The sequence below is a fragment of the Microbacterium sp. JB110 genome (assembly GCF_003335195.1).
Taxonomy (GTDB): domain Bacteria; phylum Actinomycetota; class Actinomycetes; order Actinomycetales; family Microbacteriaceae; genus Microbacterium.
This window is the reverse complement of sequence record NZ_QPGM01000013.1, coordinates 1-22,495: the sequence shown is the minus strand read 5'-3', so window position 1 is coordinate 22,495 and position 22,495 is coordinate 1. Positions and strand designations below refer to the sequence as shown.

The window sequence follows — 22,495 nt, the reverse complement described above, 5'->3', positions numbered from 1 at the left end:
CAGCGAGGCCCAGGGGAGTTCTCCCCAGGGCCTCGCCTGTGAATACGGAGCCGTCACCCACTAAGCTCTGTGCGAAGGGCACCGCTGTGCCCTGCCGCCGTACCGGAGAGCGGCCAGGGGGAGATACATGTCGATGCTGTCGTGGCTGAGCGGCCGCCGTCGGACGATGGCCGGCGGCGCAGTAGTGGGCGTTGCCGCCGTGGCCGTGACCACGCTCGCGTTCGCGCATGACGGGAACCCCACCACCGAGCTCGATCTGCACGACGGCAGCGTCTGGCTCACGAACGCCTCGCTGCTCGCGGCCGGCCACTTCAACGATCCCTCCCGTCAGCTCGACGGCTCCATCCGGGCCACGAGCCCCGAGTTCGACGTGCGCCAGCAGGGCAGCGACGTGCTGCTCTTCGATCAGCAGACCTCCACCGTGGCGGCCGTCGATGTCGCGACGATGTCGATGTCGACCCCGGCAGAGGTGATGCCGGCTGCCGACGTCGAGATGGGCGGGCAGTCCACGGTCGTGCTCGATCCGGAACACGGCGAACTGTACGTGGTTCCGACGCAGGCGGTCGGCAGCTTCGACCGCGCCGAGGAGGAACCGCTGCTCGAGCTCGGCGAAGGCGCCGATGTCACTGTCGGGCATGACGGAATCGTGCACGCCGTCTCCCCGGCCACAGCCTCGGTGTTCACGATCGCGACCGACGCCAACGGCCAGCCTGCGGAACCCGACAGGCGATCCCTCGAGATGCTCGGGGCCGATGACAGCGTCGACATCGCCGCCGTGGGAGCGACGGCCGTCGTCTTCGACAGGACGACCGGTCAGATCGTCACGCCCGACGGGATCGTCGCTGAGCTTCCGCGAGACGAGGCGCAGGGCGCGCGCCTGCAGCAGACCTCCGCGGACGGCGACAGCGTGCTCGTCGCAACGGAATCGGAGCTCCACCAGTTCCCGCTCGCCGGCGGGGAACCGAACGTGTCGCCCTCCGGCGCAGGCGACGGCGTGCCGGCGCAGCCGGTCTGGCTGAACGGGTGCGCGTACGCCGCATGGGCGTCCAGCGGTGTGTTCGTGCGCGACTGCGCGGGCGCGCAGAACGACACCTCCGTCGAGCTTCCGTCCGGCGGCAGCACCACAGACCTGCGTTTCCGCGTGAACCGCGACGTGATCGTGCTCAACGACGTCGCCGACGGTGCGGCATGGCAGGTCGTCGACCAGGTGCGCAAGGTCGACAACTGGGACGACCTCACCCCGCCGGAGGGCGAGGAGAGCGAAGAAGAGGACGACTCGACCGACGAGACGATCGAGGTGCAGCCGCCAGAGCGCACCGAGGAGAACCAGGACCCGATCGCGAACGACGACGAGTTCGGCGTGCGCGCCGGCCGTTCCACGGTGCTGAAGGTGCTCGACAACGATTCGGACGCCGACGGCGACATCCTGACGGTCGATGCGCCCGACGGCGGGCCGCGCATCGGCGAGATATCGAAGGTCGAGGCCGGATCATCGTTCCAGATCTCCGTGCAGCCGGGCGTCAGCGGCAGCGGCACCTTCACCTACGAGGTCGACGACGGTCGGGGCGGCACCGACACCGCGACCGTCACGGTGGAGATCCGGCCCGAGAGCGAGAACGACGCGCCTGAGCCGAAGCGCGAGCCCGTGGTGCCGATCGAGGTCGGCGGCACGGTCACCTACAACGTGCTGCAGGACTGGCGCGATCCGGATGGCGACGACGTCTTCCTGACTGCGGTGGAGCCGCTCGCGGGCGACGGCGTCGACTTCACTCCGGATGGCCAGGTCACCTACCGCGCGACCAGCGGCACGCAGGGCCCGCACGACATCCCGATCACCGTCTCCGACGGCGACGCGAGCACTCCAGGCGTGCTGAAGCTCGACATCCGGCCAGTGGGGTCGACCGAGCCGATCGCGAACAACGACCACGTCGTGGTGCGCGCGGGCGAGACGGCGACGGTCGCGCCGCTCGCCAATGATGTGAACCCCACGAACGAGTCGCTGCGGCTGACCAACGTCGGCGAGATCGCCGGGGCCGCGATCGTACCCGACTTCGCGAACAAGACCTTCACCTTCCGCAGCGACAGCGTCGGCACGGAGTACGTCGAGTACATGACAGCGGCCGGCCCCAACTCCGCCGTCGGATATGTGCGCGTCGACGTGATCCCCGACGAGACCGTCGACCTGCCGCCCGTCGCGGTGCGCGACGTGGCGCTGCTGCCGGCCGGGGGCGAAGCGCTCGTGAACGTGCTCGGCAACGACGAGGACCCGACGGGCGGGGTGCTCGTGCTGCAGTCGGTGCAGGTGCCGGATGACGCGAGCGGCATCAGCGTCTCGGTGCTGAACCACGAGACGCTGCGCGTGACGGACACCGGCACGCTCGCCGAGTCGGTCACGGTCACCTACAGCGTCTCGAACGGCCCATACTCCGCCACCGGCGAGGTCGTGATCATTCCGATCCCCGCGCCCACCAACATCCGGCCGCCCGTCGCCAACGACGACGAGGTCACGGTGCGCGTCGGCGATGTGGCCACGGTCGACGTGCTCGCCAACGACTTCCACCCGAACGACGATGAGATGACGGTGCTGCCCGCCCTCGTCGACCCGCTGCCGGAGCCGGAGCAGGGGGAGGCGTTCGTCTCGCAGGACGCCGTGCGCTTCAAAGCGGGCGATGAGCCTGGCACGGCCTATGTCACCTACGAGGTGGAGGACTCCCGCGGCCAGCGAGACTCGGCGTTCATCACGGTGAACATCCTCGAACTCGACGAGGAGCGCAACCAGGCTCCGCGTCCTGAGGATCTCGAGGCGCGCGCCCTGGCCGGCACGCAGGCGCAGATCGCCGTGCCGCTGGACGGCATCGATCCGGACGGCGACTCGGTCGAGCTGATGGGCATCGACTCGGCTCCCGAGAAGGGCAAGGTCTCCTCCGTCGAGAAGGACCACTTCGTCTACGAGGCCTTCCCCGACTCTGTCGGAGTCGACACCTTCTCGTACCGGGTGCGCGACAGACTCGGCGCGGAATCGACCGCGACCGTGCGCGTGGGCATCGCCGGGGCCGAGGATGTCAACCAGTCGCCGTACGCCGTGACCGACTCGCTGTTCGTCCGCCCGGGCCGCGAGGTCGCCGTGCCGGTGCTCGCCAACGACTCCGACCCCGACGGCGACCGGATCGGCCTGGTCGACGACGGGCTCATCCTGCCAGACGACGTGCCGGACATGTCGGCCGACGTGCTGGGCGATCGGCTCATCGTGACGGCGCCGGGCTCCGAGCAGGAGACCTCGCTGCAATACACGATCGCCGATGCGAAGGGTGCGCGCTCGACGGGCCTGCTGATGGTCACGGTCGACGAAGACGTTCCGCTGCAGTCGCCGATCGCGCGCGACGACACCGTGCTGGTCGGCGACGTCACGGACGAGCTGACGGCCGATGTCGAGGTGCTCGCCAACGACGAGGACCCGGACGGCACGGTCGACGCCCTCGAGATCGCGCCGGAGCAGGGCGAGCTGGTCGGCGACGGCATGGTGCGCGTCGAGGTCACCGAGCAGCGCCGGATCATCACCTACACGATCACCGACGAGGACGGCCAGGACGCCTCGGCGTTCATCCACGTGCCGGCGGTCGGCGACCTCGCGCCGCGGCTGATCGACACGACGGGCATCGAGGTGCAAAGCGGCGAGACGGTCGACGTGCCGCTCGCCGACCATGTCACGGTGCAGGGCGGCGGCGGTGTGCGCATCACGCAGGCCGACCGCGTCTCGGCCGTGCACGCCAACGGCGACGCGCTGGTGAAGGACACGGGCACGCTGACCTACACCTCGCAGGACGGCTACCACGGCCCGGACGCGATCACCTTCGAGGTGACGGACGGCGACGGCCCAGACGACCCGGATGGCCGCACGTCGACCCTGTCGATCCCCGTCACGGTGCTGCCTCCGGACAACGTCAGCCCCGAATTCACCGACGGTGCGCTCGAGGTCGGCGCGGGCGACGGTCCGCAGTCGACCGATCTCGCCGCGCTCACCACGGACGCCGATCCGGATGACCTGGCAGGCATCTCGTATCGGATCACGGGCGGCGAGAACCAGGCCATCGACACCAGGATCGACGGGCAGAGCCTCGTCGCAGAGGCGGGCCCTGACGCCAAGGGCGAGCAGGCCGCGATCACGCTGGAGATCTCCGACGGCGAGAGCGAACCGGTCACGGGCACGGTGCACGTCACGGTGACGGCGACCGGGCGCGCGATGCCCGTGGCGAACGACGACGTGCTCGACGACGCGCACCAGGGCGAGTCGTACGACATCGCCGTGCTGGAGAACGACTTCAACCCGTTCCCGGATGAAGACCTCACGGTCGTCGACGCCAGGGTCGACGCAGGCACCGGCAGCGTCTCGCACGACGATTCGCGCGTGCAGGTGACGCCAGGTGCCGACTTCCACGGCACGATGACCGTGATGTACCGCGTGCAGGACGCCACAGGCGACCCGGATCGGCAGGCGCAGGCGCGGGTCGAGCTCACCGTGAAGGGCAAGCCAGACGCCCCCACCGAGGTGACGGGCAGCCAGGAGATGAACCGCTCGGCGATCATCAGCTGGCGCCCGCCGGCGAACAACGGCGAGCAGATCACGCACTACACCGTCACGAGCGTGCAGGGCCCGGCCGTGTCGCAGCAGTGCCAGGCGACGACCTGCACCATCACGGGGCTGTCGAACGGGCAGGACTACCGGTTCGCCGTGACGGCCACCAACGCGGTGGGCGAGTCGGATGCGTCGCTGGCGTCGCCGGTCGTCACGCCCGACGTGAAGCCGGAGCGTCCCGACGCGCCGCGGATCACCGACTTCGGCGACCGCTCGCTCGACGTGGCGTGGACGCCGCCGGTGAACGAGGGCACGCCGATCGAGAGCTACACGCTGTTCATCTCGCCGGCAGCCCCCGACGGCACCAGCCAGAAGGAGTTCCCAGGCGGAACTCTCTCCCACACCTGGACGGGGCTGCAGAACGGCCAGAACTACACCTTCTCGGTGCTCGCGCGCAACGGCGCGAAGGATCCGTCAGACACCAGCCGCGGCTCGGCGCCGGACTTCCCCGCCGCGCCGCCGAATGCGCCGGGCAAGCCGACCATCTCGAACGCGGAGCCGGTCGGCAGTGAGTCGCAGATGACTGTGCAGTGGCCCGAGGTGACCGGCGGCGATGCGAACGGCGACAGCGTGATGCGATACCAGGTGCAGCGCAAGGGTGGAGCAGGCGCCACGGAGCCGGTCACCGTTTCGGCGCCCACCCACCAGCAGACTTATGTTGTTCCAGTGTCTCAGGATGACTACACGTACAAGGTGCGTGCCGAGAACAAAGCCGGCTGGGGCGCATGGAGCACAGCGAGCAACCCGCAGCGCGCGACCACTCCGCCAGGGCCCCCGTCGAACGTGAAAGCTACGGCGACGGACACGAACACCGCTGCCGGTGGGGCCGTCAACCTGACGTGGAGCGCCGCATCAGACCTCAATGGGGCAAAGCCGAGCGAGGTTACCTACGTTGTGTCCTGGAAGGACAATGGCGGGAACCACAGGAAGACCGTGGGCGGGACGGCGACGAAGATCACGAACCTGGAGAATGGGCGCGGATACATATTCACTGTACGCACCGTCACGAAGGGCTCGACGTACTCGCACGCCAGCGGGGGCGGCGACGCGAGTTCGAACCTCGTCGAGCCGTGGGGAAAGCCTGCCGCGCCGACCGTGTCAGCCAAGCCCTCGGGTGCCCAGAGCATCGCATTTTCCGCAAGCCCTCCGAAGGACGACAACGGTCGTGACATCGTCCGCATGGACATCAAGTACGTCACCGACAAATCGGGCACAGGCGGAAAGTCTGCTTCTACCGGTGGTGGTGGATGGTCGGAGACCGAGAATGTCGGCTACTCGAATACGAAGTGCGTCATAGCGACGGTCACGAACTCTGAAGGTCAGAGTGCTTCAAGTGGCGTGGCATGCGCGAAGAGCAAACCGAAACCGAAGCCCCCGGAGCCTGTCGCCACGACGAGCAAGTCGAGCGTCTCGGCACAGGGCCAGCCCAACTGTGTGTCGTCTTCGTGCGCCTACATGGTGCTGAACGTGAAGGACTTCCCCGCCGGAAACTACACGCTGAGGTGCAACGCGAATGGTCCGTATGGCGGTACCTGGGGCAACTCCACCTACTCGGTCCCCGCGAACGGATCCGTGCGACTGAAGTGCTACTTCGGCGACCCCGGCGAGAAAGCCTGGGTCAGCATCGAGGGCTGGGGCAATGCGCAGGCCATGACCTGGTACTAGCGCACCGCCCGCGCCGCTGTGACCGACCAAGTAACGCGACACGAAGGATGAACACGACGATGACGATGAGCGCCGAGCAGGCCGCATGGTTCCACGGCACCTTCACGCGCCTGGTCGACAGCGTGGACCAGGCGCTGATGGGCAAGCGCGAGGTGGTCGGTCTGGTGGTCGCGACGATGCTCGCGGAGGGCCACGTGCTGCTCGAGGACGCCCCAGGCACCGGCAAGACCAGCCTGGCCCGCGCTCTCGCCGCAACCGTGAAGGGCACATCGAACCGCATCCAGTTCACGCCCGACCTGCTGCCCAGCGACGTCACCGGCGTGACGATCTACGACCAGAACGCGCACTCCTTCGAGTTCCACCACGGCCCGATCTTCGCGTCGATCGTGCTCGCCGATGAGATCAACCGCGCTTCGCCGAAGACGCAGTCGGCGCTGCTCGAGGTGATGGAGGAGTCGAAGGTCACCGTCGACGGCACCACGCACGACGTCGGCCGCCCGTTCCTGGTGATCGCGACGCAGAACCCGATCGAGCAGGCCGGCACCTACCGGCTGCCGGAGGCGCAGCTCGACCGCTTCCTGATCAAGACGTCGATCGGCTACCCCACGCTCGAGGTGACCGAGCGCATCCTCGTCGGCTCCGCCGAGCGCAACACGGCCGCGTCACTCACCCCGATCATCACCACCAACGCGATCGCCGACATGGCCGACCTCGCCGCGACCTGCCACGTCGACCAGGCGGTGCTGCGCTACGTCGCCGAGCTCGCCGAGGCGACGCGAGACGACAGCGGAACGCAGGTCGGCGTCTCCGTGCGCGGGGCGATCGCGATGGTGCGCTTGGCGAAGGTGTGGGCGGCCGCGAACGGGCGCCACTTCGTGACCCCGGACGACATCAAGCTGCTGGCGCCGCACGTGTGGACCCACCGGCTCGTGATCGACGCCGAGGCGGAGTTCGCCGGCACGACGGCCGAGACCGTGATCGAGCGCGTGCTCGGCGCCGTGGCCGCGCCCGTGAACCGCGCCTGAGCGCGCAGCCGCACGACCCGGAAGAGCCGATGCCGACCGACCAGACCGACGCACCCGTCCTGCCAGCCACGGCGGGGCGGCAGGACGTGCAGCGCGACGTCGCGGGCTACGGCGCCGTCGCCCTGCACGCGCTGCGCGTCGCGGGTGCGTGGGCGCTGCGGGTGGCCGCCGTCGTGCGGCCGACGGGCTGGGTCGTCGTCTCGATCGCGGCGGCGATGTGGGTCGCCGGCCTGTGGTGGGGATGGCGGGAGATCATCCTCGCCGCCGTCATCCTGACCGTCGTGATCGCACTGAGCGCGCTGTTCCTGATCGGCAGGAGCAGCTACGACGTCGAGCTCGACCTCAGCAGAACACGCGTCGTCGTCGGAGAGAAGGCGCACGGCGCCCTGCTGCTGCGCAACACGGGCGCCCGCGCGATCCTGCCGTCGCGCGTGGTGCTTCCCGTCGGCAGCGGTCGCGGCGTGTTCGGCGTCGGCCGGATGGCGCCGGGCGAAGAGGCCGAGGAGCTGTTCACGATCCCGACCCTGCGCCGTCAGGTGCTCAGCGTCGGCCCCGTCTCGATCGTGCGCGGCGATCCTTTCGGCCTGTTCGAGCGCACCGACTCGCGCAACGAGCCGGTCGAGCTCTACGTGCATCCGAAGACGACCATGCTCGTCGGGCAGTCGCTCGGCCACATCCGGGATCTCGAGGGCCTCACCTCGACCGTGATCGCGCGCGACGACATCGCCTTCCACGCGCTCACCGAGTACCAGCCGGGCGATGACCTGCGCCACGTGCACTGGCGCTCGACCGCGCGCACCGGCACCATGATGATGCGCACCTACGAGGAGACCAGGCGGTCGCACTTCGTGCTCGGGTTGTCGACCGCATCGGCCGAATACGCCTCACCGGACGAGTTCGAACTGGCCGTGTCGACCGTGGGATCGGTCGGCGTGCGCGCGCTGCAGGACGCATTCGCCGTCGACCTGCGCACGCCTGAGGCCGACACGGAGCCGCCGAACTCGCGACGGCTGCTCGACTCGCTCTCCGCCGTGACGGGCACCCGCGCCCGCGACGGCGGCGTCGGCGACCTCGGGCAGAGGATCAGTGCCGACCTGCCGCTGGCCAGCGTCGTGGTGATCGTGTGCGGCGGGCGGGTGACGACGGCGCAGCTGCGGGAGGCGTGCGCGCGGATTCCGCACGGGGCACGGTGTCTGGTGATCATGACCAGCGAGGGCGCGGAACCCGCGCTGCGGCGCATCGGCGACGCCGACGTCGTCACCATCGGCACGCTCGACGACCTGGCCCCGACCGTGAGGAGGGTGCTGTCGTGACGCTCTCTCCGCGCCGCTGGGTCGTCGATCTCTCGGCCGTCGCCGTCTTCGTCGCCATCACGCTGGTGGGCTGGTGGCCCACCTTCACCGGCCCCGGATACCTCGTGGCGGGGGCGGGAGCCGCCGTGCTCGGGCTCGGCATCGCCGCGGCGGGGGCCAGGTTCCGCCTCGGCGTGCTGTCGCTGGCCGGACTCACCGTCGCGGTGTACTTCCTGCTCGGCGGGCCGCTCGCGCTTTCGCACACCACGATCGCCGGCTTCGTTCCGACGCTCGACACCTTCGCGCAGCTCGCGACCGGCGCGGTGACGAGCTGGAAGTCGCTGCTGACGAGCGTGACCCCCGTCTCGATGACGGACGGGCACGCGCTGGTTCCGTTCCTGGCGACCCTCGTCGCCACGGTGATCGCGGCCAGCCTCGCGCTGCGGCTGCGGACATCCGGATGGGCGCTGATCCCGCTGGGCGCGCTGCTCGCGACGGAGATCGCATTCGGAACCTTCGAGGAGTCGCTGCCGCTCGTGCAGGGCATCTGCCTGGTGGTCGTCGTCGTGGCATGGCTCGCGCTGCGAGAGGCATGGGCACCCGCGCACAGCGCCGTCTCGCTCGAGGCAGGCGCGGAGCGGGGCGCGCACGGCCGCGGTCGCAGCAGGCTCGTCGCCGGCGGCGTCGTGCTGGCGCTCGCCGCGGGTCTCGGCGCCGGCGCGAACGCGCTGATCCCCGGCAACCTGACCCGCGACGTCATCCGGGAGCACATCGTTCCTCCCTTCGACGTGCACCAGTACCCCAGCCCGCTGCAGGCCTACCGGCTGTATGTGCGCGACTACAAGGACCAGGCGCTGTTCACCGTCGAGGGCGGGCTGCCGGACGACGTGCGCATCCGGCTCGGCGTGATGGACGCCTACAACGGCATCGTCTACGACGTCTCGGACACGGGTTCGGCCGACTCGAGCGACTTCACCCACCTCCGCAGCGACATGGCGGCCGGCCGCAGCGGCGACGACGTCGAGTTCGACGTGACGATCGGCGAATACGCCGACGTGTGGCTGCCCGATGCCGGCCATGTCGACCGCATCGACTTCGCCGGCCCGCGCGCCGAGGAGCTGCGCCGTTCCGCCTACTACAACGCGAACACCGGCACCGCGCTGACGCAGGCCGGCCTGCGCGAAGGCGATCGCTACACGGTGCACGCCGTAAACCCCGACATCCCAGCGGACTCGACGCTGGCCGACGTGCCGTTCGGCAAGGTCGAGGTGCCGCAGGCAGAGAACGTGCCGGAGGGGATCGCGGCATCGGCCGCCGACACCATCGCCGAGGCGGAGACGCCGATCGAGCGGGTGCGGGCGCTCGAGGCGGAGCTGAGCGAGCACGGCTTCTTCAGCCATGGGCTCGCCGACGAGGCGTATTCGCTGCCTGGCCACGGCGCCCGTCGCATGCAGACGCTGTTCGAGAACGAGCAGATGGTCGGCGACGACGAGCAGTACGCCGTTGCGATGGCGCTGATGGCGAACGAGGTCGGCATTCCCGCACGGGTGGTGATGGGGTTCCACGACCAGGCGCCCTCGCCCGAGGCGGAAGAGGACGAGGCTCCGAGCACCGAGGCATCCGGAGATTTCGTCGCCACAGGCGACAACCTGCACGCGTGGGTGGAGGTGGCCTTCGAAGGCTACGGCTGGTTGCCGTTCGACCCGACCCCGCCTGAGGATCAGGAGCCGCAGCAGGAGACGACCGAGCCCAAGCCCGACCCGAAGCCGCAGGTCGTGCAGCCGCCGCCCCCGCCGCAGGAGCCGGCCGATCTGCCGCCGCTGATCCCGGATGAGGAGGAGCAGGAGGAGGAGAGCGCAGCCGTCTGGGGTGTGCTCTGGCTCGTCCTGACGATCACCGGGGTCACGCTGCTGGGTCTGATGCTGCTGCTCAGCCCGTTCGTGATCATCGCGCTGCTCAAGGGGGCAAGGCGTCGCAAGCGCTACGGTGCGCCGATCCCGGCCGACCGGGTCGCCGGCGGCTGGGAAGAGCTGATGGACAGGGCGACCGACTACGGCGCGGCGGTGCCGATGGGGCAGACACGGCAGGAGGAGGCGACCGCCGTCGGCGATGCGCTCTCCGAGTCGAGGATGACGCCCCTCGCGGTGCGGGCGGATGCGTCGGTGTTCGGGCCGGGCGACCCACCGGCGATCGAGATCGAGGAATACTGGAAGCACGTCGACGAGGTGGTCGACGCGCTGGCAGAGAAGGCATCATTCTGGAAGCGGATGAGGGCGCGCATGAGTGTGGCCTCACTGACGCACGGCTCGAAGCTGTCCGTCCGGATGCGTTCGCTGCGCGAACGACTCGCTTCGGCACGAGAGGAGGGCGCCAGATGAGCACCCCGCACAACCCAGGAAACCCCGGTGCACCGTACGCCGCCTCGGCGCAGCAGCGTCCGTTCGCCGCGTACGCGCAGGTGCCCGTCGACCCATACGCGCTCGCCGCTGCAGGGCCGCTGGGAGCGCCGGATGATCCGAACATGCCGGTGTCGCGCGATGCGGCCGGTCCGTCGTCCGCTGGCGGCCAGAACGAGGGCGCCGTCGGGCCGGCCCCGACCGCGCAGGCGGAAGGCGGCCAGTCGGCAGGAGGATTCGCCGCGCACGGTGACGATGCATCGTCGTCACCGCCGATCGACTACGTGCCCGGCATCACTCAGGATCCGCCGCAGCGGTCAGCCCCGGCGACGACGGAAGCCGCAGAACCGGCCGTCGCCGGTCAGGACATGCCTCGTGCATCAGGTCATCCGACCCCCGAAGACGACGACGTCGACGGCGAAACGGTCGTGCGCGTAGGGGCGGCCGCCGCGCTGGAGTGGGACGACGGCACCGGTCTCGAGCTGGACGGTCGCGTGATCGTGGGCCGCAACCCCGCCGAGGAGGACGGCGCGGCGGTCGTCGCGGTGCGCGACGAGACGCTGTCGCTGTCGAAGACGCACTTCGAGGTCGTCGTCGAGAGCGGCATCGCGTGGCTCACCGACCGCCACTCGACCAACGGCGTCACGATCGTTCGGAGCGGAGCGCGCATCGTCGCGACGCCGGGAGAGCGCGTCCAGCTGGTTCCGAACGACGTGCTCGAGATGGGCGATCGCACCGTCACCTTCCGGGGGCGAGCCGGATGAGACCGATCACCGTGGTGAGCGGTGCCGCCACCGACGTCGGCGCGAAGCGATCGCTGAACGAGGACGCGTACCTCGCCTCGACGCCCGTGTTCGCCGTGGCCGACGGCATGGGAGGGCACGACGCGGGCGAGATCGCCTCCGCGACGGCGATCGAGTCGTTCGCGTCGCTCGTCGGCACCGGGTCCGTGCAGATCGACGAGGCGCGCGAGGCGTACGACCGAGCCAGGGGCAGGGTCGACGCGCTCTCCGGCGATCGGGAGAAGGGCGCGGGAACCACGTTCGCCGGCGTGCTCGTCAGCGAGGTCGACGGGTTCGGGTACTGGTTGGCGATCAACGTCGGCGATTCGCGCATCTACCGGCTCGCCGGCGGCGAACTCGAACAGATCAGCGTGGACCATTCCGTCGTGCAGGAGCTCGTGGACAGCGGGCGCATCACGCCGGAGCAGGCGGGGCGGGACAACCGGCGCAACGTGATCACGCGCGCCATGGGTGCGGGGTCTGTGGCCGAAGCCGACTACTGGATGCTTCCCGCGGCTGCGGGGGAGCGGATGCTGATGTGCACCGACGGCCTCTCCAACGAGCTTCCCGGTGAGCGCATCGCGCAGATCCTGAGGGAAGTTCCCCAACCGGGGCAGGCGGCCCTCATACTGGTGCACGAGGCGCTCGCGAACGGCGGCCGCGACAACATCACGGCCGTGGTCGTCGATGCACTCTCGGTGCGGGGGACCCTCGCGCACGAATCCGTCGATTCTGCTACCGAACCGCGAGAGGCGGTACAGCAATGATTCGCGCACGCTACACCCCGGGGCCCGCGTTCCTGATCGTCGCGAAGGACACTGCCGTCCTGCTGCCGCCGACGACGCCCGCGGAGATGCTCGACCGCGCCTGGCTCGCCCTGCACGGCGATCGCGACGAACTCGACGAGCTGCTCGGCTCTGTCGGCGACCATGTGCTGATCGCCGGCGACGTCGCTGGCGTGCGCGTGGTCGTGCGCGGCGATCGCGAGGCCGTGGTCACCGGTGGGGGCATCGAGTCGCAGACGGTGACCGGTTCCGACGGCGCGGCCGAGCTGGCGGGCGCAGAGCTGGTGTCGGTCGCGCTCGGGTGGGCGACGCCGAACCCGTCGCTGCCTCTGCTGGGGGGCGTCGTGGGCGTCGCGAGCGTCGAGATCGAGGTGGTCGCCGCCCAGGTCACAGGGGAGGCCGCGGTCGCTGGCGATGTCGCGGCCGAGGAAGCCGGCGAGACGGCAGCGGCCGAGGACGCCGGCGATGCGGCGGGCGACGGTGCGGGCATCGGCGACGAGATTCTGGATGAGACGATCCTGCCGGTCGACGTCAACGGTGACGGCGTCTACGACGACCACGAGATGCTCGGCGCCCCGGCCGGCTCCGATGAGTCAGGCTCGCCGGACGAGACCCCCGCGCCGGATGAGGGCGCGGCACCGGATGAGACCGTCACTCCGGATGAGCTGGGAAGCGCGGGCGGCCAACAACCGGACGACGCGAAGGCGGTCGGCGCGGAGCCGGCGGTCGACGGCGGGTCCGGAGCATCCGGATGGAGTGCCGCAGATACCGGCGTCGCGCTGACGGCGGCGGGTGCCGCCGCGGTCGGCGGGCTCGGGGCCACGGCGGGCGTGCCCGGAGCGGCCGGAGCCGTCCCAGGCGGCGGACTCGACAGCGGGAGCGAGCACGAATCGGCCGACGGCGCAGCAGCCGGGATCGGTTCGGTGGCAGGCGGCTTCGCCGAGGCGGATGCGCCGGAGGCCGCAGGAATCGGCGTCGACGGTGCGGACGGCGACGAGGTGCCGGACGGGGAAGGCCCCTCAGCGGAGGCCGCGGCAGACGCGATCGATTCGGAGCCTGCCGTGCCGGAGCAGCCGATCGTGCGCGCGCCGGAACAGGCGGCACCCGCTGCCCCGCGCGATCCGGATCCCGCTGATTCGTCGGAGCTGGGGGATCACGACGGGAACACCGTGCTCCCGGGTGAGCTTGCGGCCATCCGGAATCAGGGCGAGCAGGACGGCGACCACGACGGCATCACGATCGCTGCGGGGGACATCGCCGCGATGCGACGAGGAGCGCAGGCGTCGCCGCCTGCGCCGACGACCCCTGCTGGACAGGCAGCCGCCCGCCCGCCGGCGCGCGTGCGGCTGTCGACGGGCGCCGAAGTGGCGCTCGACCGGCCCGTGCTCATCGGGCGCCGGCCGCGGTCGGTGCGCTCGGTCGGTGAGGACGTGCCGCACCTGATCACGGTGGCGAGCCCGATGCACGACATCTCGCGCAACCACATCGAGATCAAGATCGAGGACGACGTGGCGATGGTCACCGATCTCGACTCCACCAACGGCACCCTGCTCTACCGAGACGGCGACCCGCAGCGACTGCACCCGGGCGAGCGCACGATTCTGATCGAGGGCGACGCGCTCGACGTCGGTGAGGGCATCACCGTGACGTTCCAGGGGCTGCCGTGACCAAACGGCCGCCCGCCGCCCCTCCCCAGCTGCCAGGCTTCGAGTACATCCGGCTGCTGGGATCGGGCGGGTTCGCCGACGTGTTCCTGTACGAGCAGCAGATGCCCAAGCGCCGCGTCGCGGTGAAGGTGCTGCTGCCGGATCGGCTGGAATCGGCCGGTCAGCAGTTCGCCAGCGAGGCGAACGTGATGGCGATGCTGTCGAATCATCCGGCGATCGTGACGATTCTGCAGGCCGGGATGAGCGCCGATCAGCGCCCCTACATCGTGATGGAGCACTGTCCGCGCCCGAACCTGCAGCTGCGCTACCGGCGCGCGCCGTTCTCGGTCGCTGAGACGCTGCGCACGGCGATCCCGGTGATCGCGGCGGTGGAGACAGCGCACCGGATGGGCGTGCTGCATCGCGACATCAAGCCAGCCAACGTGCTGGTCACCGAATACAACCGGCCGGCGCTGACCGACTTCGGCATCGCGTCGAACGCGGGCTCCGCGGAGGCGGCGGCCGGCATGTCGATTCCGTGGTCGCCGCCGGAATCGTTCGCCGTGCCGCCGCGGAACGGGCCGGAGACCGACGTCTATCAGCTGGCTGCCACCGTGTACACGCTGCTGGCGGGGCGGGCACCGTTCGAGATTCCCGGCCAGCGCAACTCGAGCGCCGAACTGATCGACCGCGCCGAGCGGATGCCGGTGCGCCGCATCGACCGCCCGGACGTGCCGCCGTCGCTCGAGGCAGCACTGGTGCGCGCGATGGCGAAGCGGCCGGAGGACCGATTCCCGACGGCCGTGGCGTTCGCCAGGGCGCTGCAGAAGGTGCAGATCGAGCTGGAGCACTCCGTGACTCCGATCGACATCCTCGATGATGCACCCACAGAGGAGCTCGACGACGAGAACGACGGCCTCACCAGGGTGAGGGCCGTGATGAACATCGAGCCGGATGTCGAGGGCACGCGGCCGTCGGCGGCGACGGCGGAGGTCGCGGGGCCGATCGACGACGCGACCGTGGTGCGCAGACCAGGCGCGGAGCCCGTGGGGGACGCGCGGACGGCCGGCACGAGCCCCGAGCAGCAGGGGACCGGTGCGGGCATCGGAGGTTCGTACGGCCAGAACGGCGCACTCGCCGCGAGCATCTGGACCGGAGGGGTCGACGATCTCGACGACGCCACGATCCCGTCGCCGAGCGTCGGAGGATCCGTGCCGACCTTCGCCGCGCAGGTCGGCGCTGCGGCGGCATCGGCGCCGGGCGGAGCGACCCACGCGCCGGGAATCCGGGGCTTCCAGAGCGCACCTGCGGCGGGCTCGGCGAAGAAGCGCGGCCGGCCGGTGTGGCCGTGGGTCCTCGGCGGCGCGGTCCTGGCCGCGGGCCTGGTATCCGTTGCCGTGTTCGCCCTGCCCGCACTGCTCGGCGATGAGCCGCCCGAGGCCGACCCGACGGTTCAGCCGCAGGACCCGGTCACCGAGACCCCGCCGGCCGTGGCGGAGCTGAGCGCCGAGATCGACGGCGACGAAGCGACCTTCTCGTGGAGCAACCCCGATCCGCAGGACGGCGACTCGTACCAGTGGGGCATCGACGAGCCGGGATCCCCCATCGAGTTCCACGACACCCGCGAGGCCTCGGTCACCGTCCCCGCCGACCCCGTGCCCACCTGCATCGAGGTCTACCTCGTCCGCGCGGATGGGGTTGCCTCACCCGCCGCCACCACCTGCGCCAGCTGACCTGCCGGGCCCCGGGCACGCACATCGCGGCGTTGTCGTCCGTCGCCGACCTGGTGGTCGACTCCGTCCTCCGCCTTGCGCTGCACGCGCCCGGAACCCGGCACGCGCGCTGCGGTGTTGTCGTCCGTCGTTGACCTGGTGGTCGACTCCGTCCTCCGCCTTGCGCTGCACGCGCCCGGAACCCGGCACGCGCGCTGCGGTGTTGTCGTCCGTCGTTGACCTGGTGGTCGACTCCGTCCTCCGCTTTGCGCTGCACGCGCCCGGAGCCCGGCGCGCGCTGCGGGCGGCTACGCGCTCTCGAGGTGGCGGGACTTGTGGCCGAGCACCTTGACCATGATGCCGTGCCGGCGGAGGGCGGCGACCGTGCGCGCGCCCTCTGACGCATCGCGACCGAGCGAGCGCAGGTCGGCGACGACGAGCACGTCACCGGATGTCAGGGTGTTGAACAGGCGGTCCAGCCTCGTCTCCCACGACTCCAGGATGTCGGGGGCCGGGTGGCGGAAGCCGTCGATCGGCACGCCGAAGCGCGTCAGTTCGGTGCGCTGCTCGACCACGGATGGCAGGTCGTCGCGCGCGACGACGAGACCCACCAGGCGCGCGCCCTCGGGCTTGGCCTGCCACCAGTCGCGATCGCGCTGGAGCTCCTCGAAGCACTTCGGGCACTCCGCCGCCTCATGCGGCAGGCTCAGCGGACTCGTCTCTGCTGCATCTGGCACGCTGGCCACCTTCCGTCACTGCCCATTCTGCCGTGAAACAGGCGCCGAGGGGAACACCCGGTGCCCCACACGCGCGAAACGACCGCTGGTTCCGGATGTCGGACATCCGGAACCAGCGGCCGTCTCGTTTCGGCTCAGATGAGCGAGAGCTCCTTGAGCTTCGTCTCGACGTCGGCGTTGGTCGGCTCGACGTGGTGCGAGCTGTCGGGGTACACCACCACGGGGATCTGCGTGCGGCCCGAGATCTCCTTCGCCACGTCAGCGGCGGAAGCGTCTGCCTCCAGGTCGATGTACTCGTAGTCGAGGCCGAGCTCGTCGAGCTGCGCCTTGGTGCGGCGGCAGTCGCGGCACCACTCGGCACCGAACATCCGGATCTGCGAGGAAGTCGTCATGACTCCAGGCTACCCGCGTTCGCCTGGGGCGTGTCTCATAATTCGCGACCTACTGCGCTGGGTGCTGTGCACCGGCTCGCGTCGTTCTCGTCGGTCGACGATGCTACGGCATCGCCTCCCTCCTCGGCCTAGCGATCCGGCACACATCACCCATGCTCGCTACGGCCGGAATTATGAGACACGCCCTTGGCGGGCGCTCGGAAGCGGAACCATGCCCATACCCCGACGGACACCACGCCGAACGCGCCGAATGCGGCGAGCCACAGCAGTGATGTGCCGGCGGACTCCTGCCACGAGTCGGGCAGCGGAAGCACGAGCAGCACGAACAGCACGAGGGCGATCGCGTAGACGAGCGCCCAGACGCGCTTGGACCAGAGGAAGATGTCTCGACCGCTCATGAACGTCACAGGCAGCAGCACGACCACCATGGAGCCGATGCCTCCGGCCGCGACGGCGGTGAGCAGTTCCCGCAGGAACTCGCCCCAGAAGCCCGACAGCGCGTCGCCGATCACCGCGTACAGCAGCCAGGCGACCACGCCGGCCACGATGAAGCCGCCGCACAGGATCAGTGCGAGCACACCCGCTTGGCTCTTCTTCACGGCCGCGGTCACGATCGACATCGCGAGGATGCCGAAGAGGATTCCCGGATGCATGTCGAAGATGCGGGAGGCGAGCACGCCGACGGCGCCGATCAGCAGGAACCCCGGCATCAGCAGCACGCGCGTGGGCAGCCCCATGCGGCCAGCCGCCCATCGGCCGGACAGCACGGCCAGCACATTCATCAGCGTCATCGAGCAGATCAGTGCGAGGAACAGACGCAGCGAGGCACCCGGGGTAGGAGGCGCGGGGTCGGCGAACGAAGCGATCAGCGCACCCGCCAGGATGATCGCGGGTGCCACGAGCACACGCCAGCGGGGGGAGCGGCGTGCACGCCACGCCGTCCACCTGCGGCGCAGGGCCGCGGGGAGGAACGCGAGTCTGGTGTAGTTCTGACGCAGCGTGCCGTACAGCAGCTCGGACGGAATCGCGACGAGGAACAGGAACCCGATCGCGGTGGCGATCGCAGGGACCACGACGCCGATCGGCTTCGCGAGGATGTCGTGGAGCGTCGGCAGGCCGTGTCCGTACTCTGTCGGCTCATCCGACGCGGACATCGGCGGGGCCGTCGTTGCGGCATCCGCCGCCGCCGGTGACGTGTCGTCGGATGAGGGCGACTCCTCGCCTGCGTCATCCGGATTCTGCTCGGTTGGGGCGTCCTGCGTCGTCTCCTCGTCGCCGTCGGCATCGAGGGGCGGATCCTGCGCGGGATCGTCGTCGTTCGATGCGAGGTCCGGGTCAGGTTCGTCGAGTGTGGGCGCGTCGGGCTCGTCGGTCGGGCCGGACGGCGGCGTGGGCTCCGCGTCGGGCTGAGCGGTGGGGTCGGGCTCTGACTCGGACGGTGGGTCCTGCTCGGGGTCGGGCTCGGCCGGTGGGTCGGGCTCGGGGTCGGGTTCGGCTGGCGGGTCTGGGTCGGGATCGGGTTCGGCTGGCGGATCCGGATCCGGATCCGGCTCAGGGTCCGTCACGGGGATTCGCTCCACGACGGCCCAGCGGTACCCCGAGTTGACCAGGAACGGGCTGTCGGCCGAGATCGGCACCTGGCGCGCGCTGATGAGGTGCGTGTCCACCGTGTTATCCGGGAGCGTCAGCTCGCACGACCACTCGCGAGCGCCAGGCGTCAGGTCGACGCACAGCGGCTCCCCGCCGTCGTCGCTGTCCCGATCGAGCCGGCCGTCGTGCACGGTGATGCCGAGGCCGGGCTCCTTCGTGCCGGACACCGTCAGGGTGCCGGTGTCCGTTTCGAACTCCGGGTAGCGCATCTCTGCGCCGCCGGAGTCGGTGTACTCGGGCGGAGCGAGGATCATCACGTCGGGGTACGCCGCAACGGCGGTCGGCTGGCCGGGGTCCGCCGCGTCGTGGTTCGTGGTCAGACGCGCTTCGACGGCGATCGCCGTGGGCAGCGTCGAGGAGAACGTGTTGTCGGAGCAGAGCACATAGGTGGTCGGGTCGCCGCCCCACTCGGTTTCCGTTTCGGAGCAGATCGACTGCTCCGCACCGCCGGGCAGTATGGCGACGACTTCGAAGAGGATGGGGAAGTCACCCTCGGCGACCTCGGCGGTCGCGGAGAAGCTCAGCTCGGCGTCGGCATCGACATCGTTCGGGAGCAGATAGGTGCCGGTGCCGTCCGGCGACGGCACGTCGATGTAAGGGACAGCGCCCGGCGTGATCCCTGCAGCACTGGCCGGTGCAGACATCGTCAGCGCCGCGCCCACGGCGATCGCCGCGGCGACGACCAAGCGCCCCCATCGTCTCCGAACCGACATCCTGATCCTCTCTGAAAACGGACTCTCTGTCCGGTAAGCTACTGTACCGAGATCCTGGTGTGCAGGAAAGGGGAGGCTCGAATGCCGGATGAGCGTGCGCGGGCACGCCATGCGCAAGCCCCGGGAACACGCGGGGAGCAGTGGCATAGTGGGGTGGTGCCGAACCAGGGAAGAGCGCAGCGCCGCGACGCTGCGGAGAATCGCGAACGCATTCTCGACCGTGCAGAAGAGCTGTTCCAGGAGGAAGGGCTCGAGATCGGCTTCCACCGCATCGCAGACGACGTGGGCGTCGGCGTCGGCACCGTCTACCGGCACTTCCCCGACCGCGGCACGCTGTTCCTCGCGATCTACCGGCGCAATCAGGCCAGGCTCGACGAGGCGGGAGAGGAGATGCTCGAGGCCGAGCCCGGCATGCCGCGACTGCTCTCCTTCATGGACGGCGCCATCCGGCTGGCCGTGCACAAGCCGGTGTCGCGCCGGATCTCGGCCAGAGTGTCGAGGCTGTATCCGGAAGAGCTGCGGATGGGCAGATGGGCCGCCGAGGTCGCGGAGTCCGTGGCAGTCGCCAAGTCCTCCGGCGACATCCGGGACGATGCCGAGGTCGGAGACATCGCCATGCTCGCAACGATGGTCGCGGACCTCGCCACGGTCGCCGAACCGCAGCGCTCCCGCCTGATCCCCCGGATGCGCGCCTACGTGCTCGATGCGCTCCGCCCCGAGGGCGCGGCCCGCCCGCCGCTGCCGTCGGAGCCGATGACCCCAGACGACCTCACCGGACTGGCGCACCAGGGCGATCGCGACTGAACCGACGGTGCTCGGCCCGGCCAGCACCGCCTCAGCGACCCGTGCGAACATGGGCGGGTGCAGAGTCAGGCCGCGGCGACCGTCATCGTGCCGACGCGCAATGAGCGCGGCAACGCCGCCGAACTGATCGTTCAGGTCGCGGCGGCCCTGAACGGGCGCGAGGCTGAGATCCTGTTCGTCGACGACAGCGACGACGGCACGCCTGAGGAGATCGCGAGGGTCGCAGCTGACGCGCCGCTCCCAGTTCGGGTCGTGCACCGCGGGCCGGATGATCGTGCAGGCGGTCTCGGCGGAGCGGTCGTCGAGGGCATGAGACGGGCGGCGCACGACGTGTGCATCGTGATGGACGGCGACCTGCAGCATCCGCCGGCCGTGCTGCCGACGCTGCTCGACCGGCACGCACGCGGCGACGCCGACGCGGTGATCGCATCGCGCTACACGGGCGGGGGCGACCTCGCAGGGCTCGGCACCCGGATGCGCGTGTGGGTCTCGCGGGCGTCGACGGCGATCACCAGGGCGATGTTCCCCGTGCGGCTGCAGAGCGTGACCGACCCGATGGCCGGCTTCTTCCTGGTCGACAGGCGGCGCGTCGACCTCGACGCGCTGCGCCCCGACGGATTCAAGATCCTGCTCGAGATCCTGGTGCGCTCACATCTGCGCGTCGCGGAGGTGCCGATGAGCTTCGAGCGCCGACGCGACGGCCGCTCCAAGGCGAACGCGCGGCAGGGCGTGCACTTCCTGGGCCAGCTGACCCGGCTCCGATTCGGCAAGATGTCGGTGTTCGCACTGATCGGCGCCATCGGAGCGGTGGCCAACATCGCCATCGTGTGGGCGCTGACGGAGGCCGGCGCCGCCTACCTGTGGGCGGCGATCGCGGCCGCCGAGATCACCATCGTGGCGAACTTCCTGCTGCAGGAGCGCTTCGTCTTCCACGACATGCGATCGAGGGCCGCCGGATTCTGGCGCCGCTTCGCGACGTCGTTCGCCTTCAACAACGTCGAGGCCGCCATCCGGATCCCGGTGATGGCGGTGCTGGTGGAGACCTGGCACATCTCCAGCCCCTTCGCCACCGCGATCACCCTCGCGGTGGCGTTCCTGGCGCGGTTCGTGTTCCACTCGCTGGTGGTCTACCGGCCGCGCAGGGTCGAGCCCGACCACCGGGTCGAAGCCGTGCACCGCGTCGAGGAGGCGGCCCGCTCCGGCGAGCTCGTCGCCGACACCGGTGCGCTGCGCATCATCCGGAGCATCGACCGGGAACGGTGAGCCGCGCTTCGGCCGGGGCTCCGAACACAGCGCAGCCGATCCGGCGGCGTGTGCGGGCGGGCGTCGATGAGTCCGCGGCAGGGCGGCTGCGTTGTGTCGGGCGGCGGGCTGGCAGGATGGACGGGTGCGCCGCCCGGCGCAGAGGGAGTGGACGATGAGCATCGCCGTGGTCGGAAGCGTCAACATGGATGTCGTCGCGCGGGTTCCGCGCATCCCGGGGCCGGGTGAGACGCTGCTCGCGACCGGCTCGTCGCGCGGCGGCGGGGGCAAGGGCGCGAACCAGGTCGTCGGCGCAGCGCGCGCCGGGGGAGCGGACGCGGCGTTCATCGGCGCGGTCGGCGATGAGCCGGATGGCGGGCAGCTGCGCGCGTGGCTCGAAGCCGACGGCATCGATGTGTCCGGCCTGGCGACGGTCGCCGAACCGAGCGGCGTCGCCCTCATCTCCGTCGACGACGACGCCGAGAACGCGATCGTCGTGGTCGCCGGCGCCAACGGCGCGCTGACATCGCTGAACGACGCGCAGCGCGGGATCGTCGCGGCGGCCGATGTCGTCGCCGCGCAGCTCGAGGTGCCGGTCGAGCTGGTCGAGGCGGCGGCCGATGCACGAGGCGACGGCGCGCTGTTCGTGCTGAACGCCGCACCCTCGGAGCCGCTGACGGACCCGGATGTCGCCGAGCGCGTGCTCGACAAGGTCGACGTGCTCATCGTGAACGAGCACGAACTTCTCGACATCGCGGGCGTCGCCGATCAGGCCGAGGCGGTCGACCTGCTCGCGGCACGGGTGCCGGCGCTGGTCGTCACACTCGGGGCATCCGGTTCGATCATCGCCCTCGGGTCGGAGCGCGCACAGGTGCCGGCGTTCCCCGTCACCCCCGTCGACACCACCGGCGCCGGCGACACCTTCTGCGGGGTGTTCGCCGCACACCTCGGCCGCGGCCCGCTCGAACTCGCCGCACTGACCGCCGCCGCCCGCGCCGGCGTCGCCGCCGGCCCGATCGCC

The 22,495-nt window shown here is 70.4% G+C and carries 14 protein-coding genes; 11 read left to right on the top strand and 3 right to left on the bottom strand.

The window, feature by feature from the left end; all coding sequences use genetic code 11:
* Positions 1 to 127: 127 nt before the first annotated feature.
* The 8 genes from CIK77_RS17200 to CIK77_RS17165 are packed head-to-tail and all read left to right on the top strand — an operon-like array spanning position 128 to position 15,957.
* Positions 128 to 6,298, top strand: a complete 6,171-nt coding sequence (locus CIK77_RS17200) for an Ig-like domain-containing protein (RefSeq protein WP_087054147.1) — start codon at positions 128 to 130, stop codon at positions 6,296 to 6,298.
* A gap of 59 nt (positions 6,299 to 6,357) precedes the next feature.
* On the top strand, positions 6,358 to 7,323 hold the full coding sequence (locus CIK77_RS17195) for an AAA family ATPase (RefSeq protein WP_087054270.1): 966 nt from the start codon (positions 6,358 to 6,360) through the stop codon (positions 7,321 to 7,323).
* A gap of 29 nt (positions 7,324 to 7,352) precedes the next feature.
* Complete coding sequence (locus tag CIK77_RS17190; protein WP_087054148.1) at positions 7,353 to 8,636, top strand: DUF58 domain-containing protein; 1,284 nt, start codon at positions 7,353 to 7,355, stop codon at positions 8,634 to 8,636.
* Entirely contained in the window at positions 8,633 to 10,993 is a 2,361-nt protein-coding gene (locus CIK77_RS17185; RefSeq protein ID WP_087054149.1) for a transglutaminase-like domain-containing protein, read from the top strand. The genes CIK77_RS17190 and CIK77_RS17185 overlap by 4 nt, the downstream gene beginning before the upstream one ends.
* On the top strand, positions 10,990 to 11,775 hold the full coding sequence (locus CIK77_RS17180; RefSeq protein ID WP_087054150.1) for an FHA domain-containing protein: 786 nt from the start codon (positions 10,990 to 10,992) through the stop codon (positions 11,773 to 11,775). Before CIK77_RS17185 ends, CIK77_RS17180 begins: the two co-directional genes overlap by 4 nt.
* Positions 11,772 to 12,560 carry a PP2C family protein-serine/threonine phosphatase gene (locus CIK77_RS17175; RefSeq protein ID WP_087054151.1) on the top strand — a complete coding sequence of 263 codons (789 nt, stop codon included), beginning with the start codon at positions 11,772 to 11,774 and terminating at the stop codon, positions 12,558 to 12,560. Before CIK77_RS17180 ends, CIK77_RS17175 begins: the two co-directional genes overlap by 4 nt.
* A complete protein-coding gene (locus tag CIK77_RS17170; protein WP_114347296.1) occupies positions 12,557 to 14,245 on the top strand; it encodes an FHA domain-containing protein in 1,689 nt (562 codons plus the stop codon). Before CIK77_RS17175 ends, CIK77_RS17170 begins: the two co-directional genes overlap by 4 nt.
* Positions 14,242 to 15,957 carry a serine/threonine-protein kinase gene (locus CIK77_RS17165; protein ID WP_087054153.1) on the top strand — a complete coding sequence of 572 codons (1,716 nt, stop codon included), beginning with the start codon at positions 14,242 to 14,244 and terminating at the stop codon, positions 15,955 to 15,957. The genes CIK77_RS17170 and CIK77_RS17165 overlap by 4 nt, the downstream gene beginning before the upstream one ends.
* A 287-nt stretch (positions 15,958 to 16,244) precedes the next feature.
* Here the strand turns inward: CIK77_RS17165 and CIK77_RS17160 are convergent, their stop codons facing one another.
* The 3 genes from CIK77_RS17160 to CIK77_RS17815 form a co-directional block, all read right to left on the bottom strand.
* Positions 16,245 to 16,673: a recombinase family protein gene (locus tag CIK77_RS17160; RefSeq protein WP_240423572.1), complete on the bottom strand. Its 429-nt coding sequence runs from the start codon at positions 16,671 to 16,673 to the stop codon at positions 16,245 to 16,247.
* A 134-nt stretch (positions 16,674 to 16,807) separates the two neighbouring features.
* Positions 16,808 to 17,065: a glutaredoxin family protein gene (locus CIK77_RS17155; protein WP_087054155.1), complete on the bottom strand. Its 258-nt coding sequence runs from the start codon at positions 17,063 to 17,065 to the stop codon at positions 16,808 to 16,810.
* A 146-nt stretch (positions 17,066 to 17,211) separates the two neighbouring features.
* Positions 17,212 to 19,428 carry a hypothetical protein gene (locus CIK77_RS17815; RefSeq protein WP_170934063.1) on the bottom strand — a complete coding sequence of 739 codons (2,217 nt, stop codon included), beginning with the start codon at positions 19,426 to 19,428 and terminating at the stop codon, positions 17,212 to 17,214.
* Positions 19,429 to 19,584: 156 nt separating this feature from the next.
* On the opposite strand from CIK77_RS17815, the gene CIK77_RS17145 reads away from it, so the two are divergent.
* The 3 genes from CIK77_RS17145 to CIK77_RS17135 all read left to right on the top strand — a co-directional run.
* Positions 19,585 to 20,232: a TetR/AcrR family transcriptional regulator gene (locus tag CIK77_RS17145; protein WP_170934064.1), complete on the top strand. Its 648-nt coding sequence runs from the start codon at positions 19,585 to 19,587 to the stop codon at positions 20,230 to 20,232.
* 57 nt (positions 20,233 to 20,289) lie between these two features.
* Positions 20,290 to 21,495 carry a glycosyltransferase gene (locus CIK77_RS17140; RefSeq protein ID WP_087054157.1) on the top strand — a complete coding sequence of 402 codons (1,206 nt, stop codon included), beginning with the start codon at positions 20,290 to 20,292 and terminating at the stop codon, positions 21,493 to 21,495.
* Between the two features lie 154 nt (positions 21,496 to 21,649).
* On the top strand, positions 21,650 to 22,495 hold an 846-nt coding region (locus tag CIK77_RS17135; protein WP_114347295.1), incomplete at its 3' end, for a PfkB family carbohydrate kinase.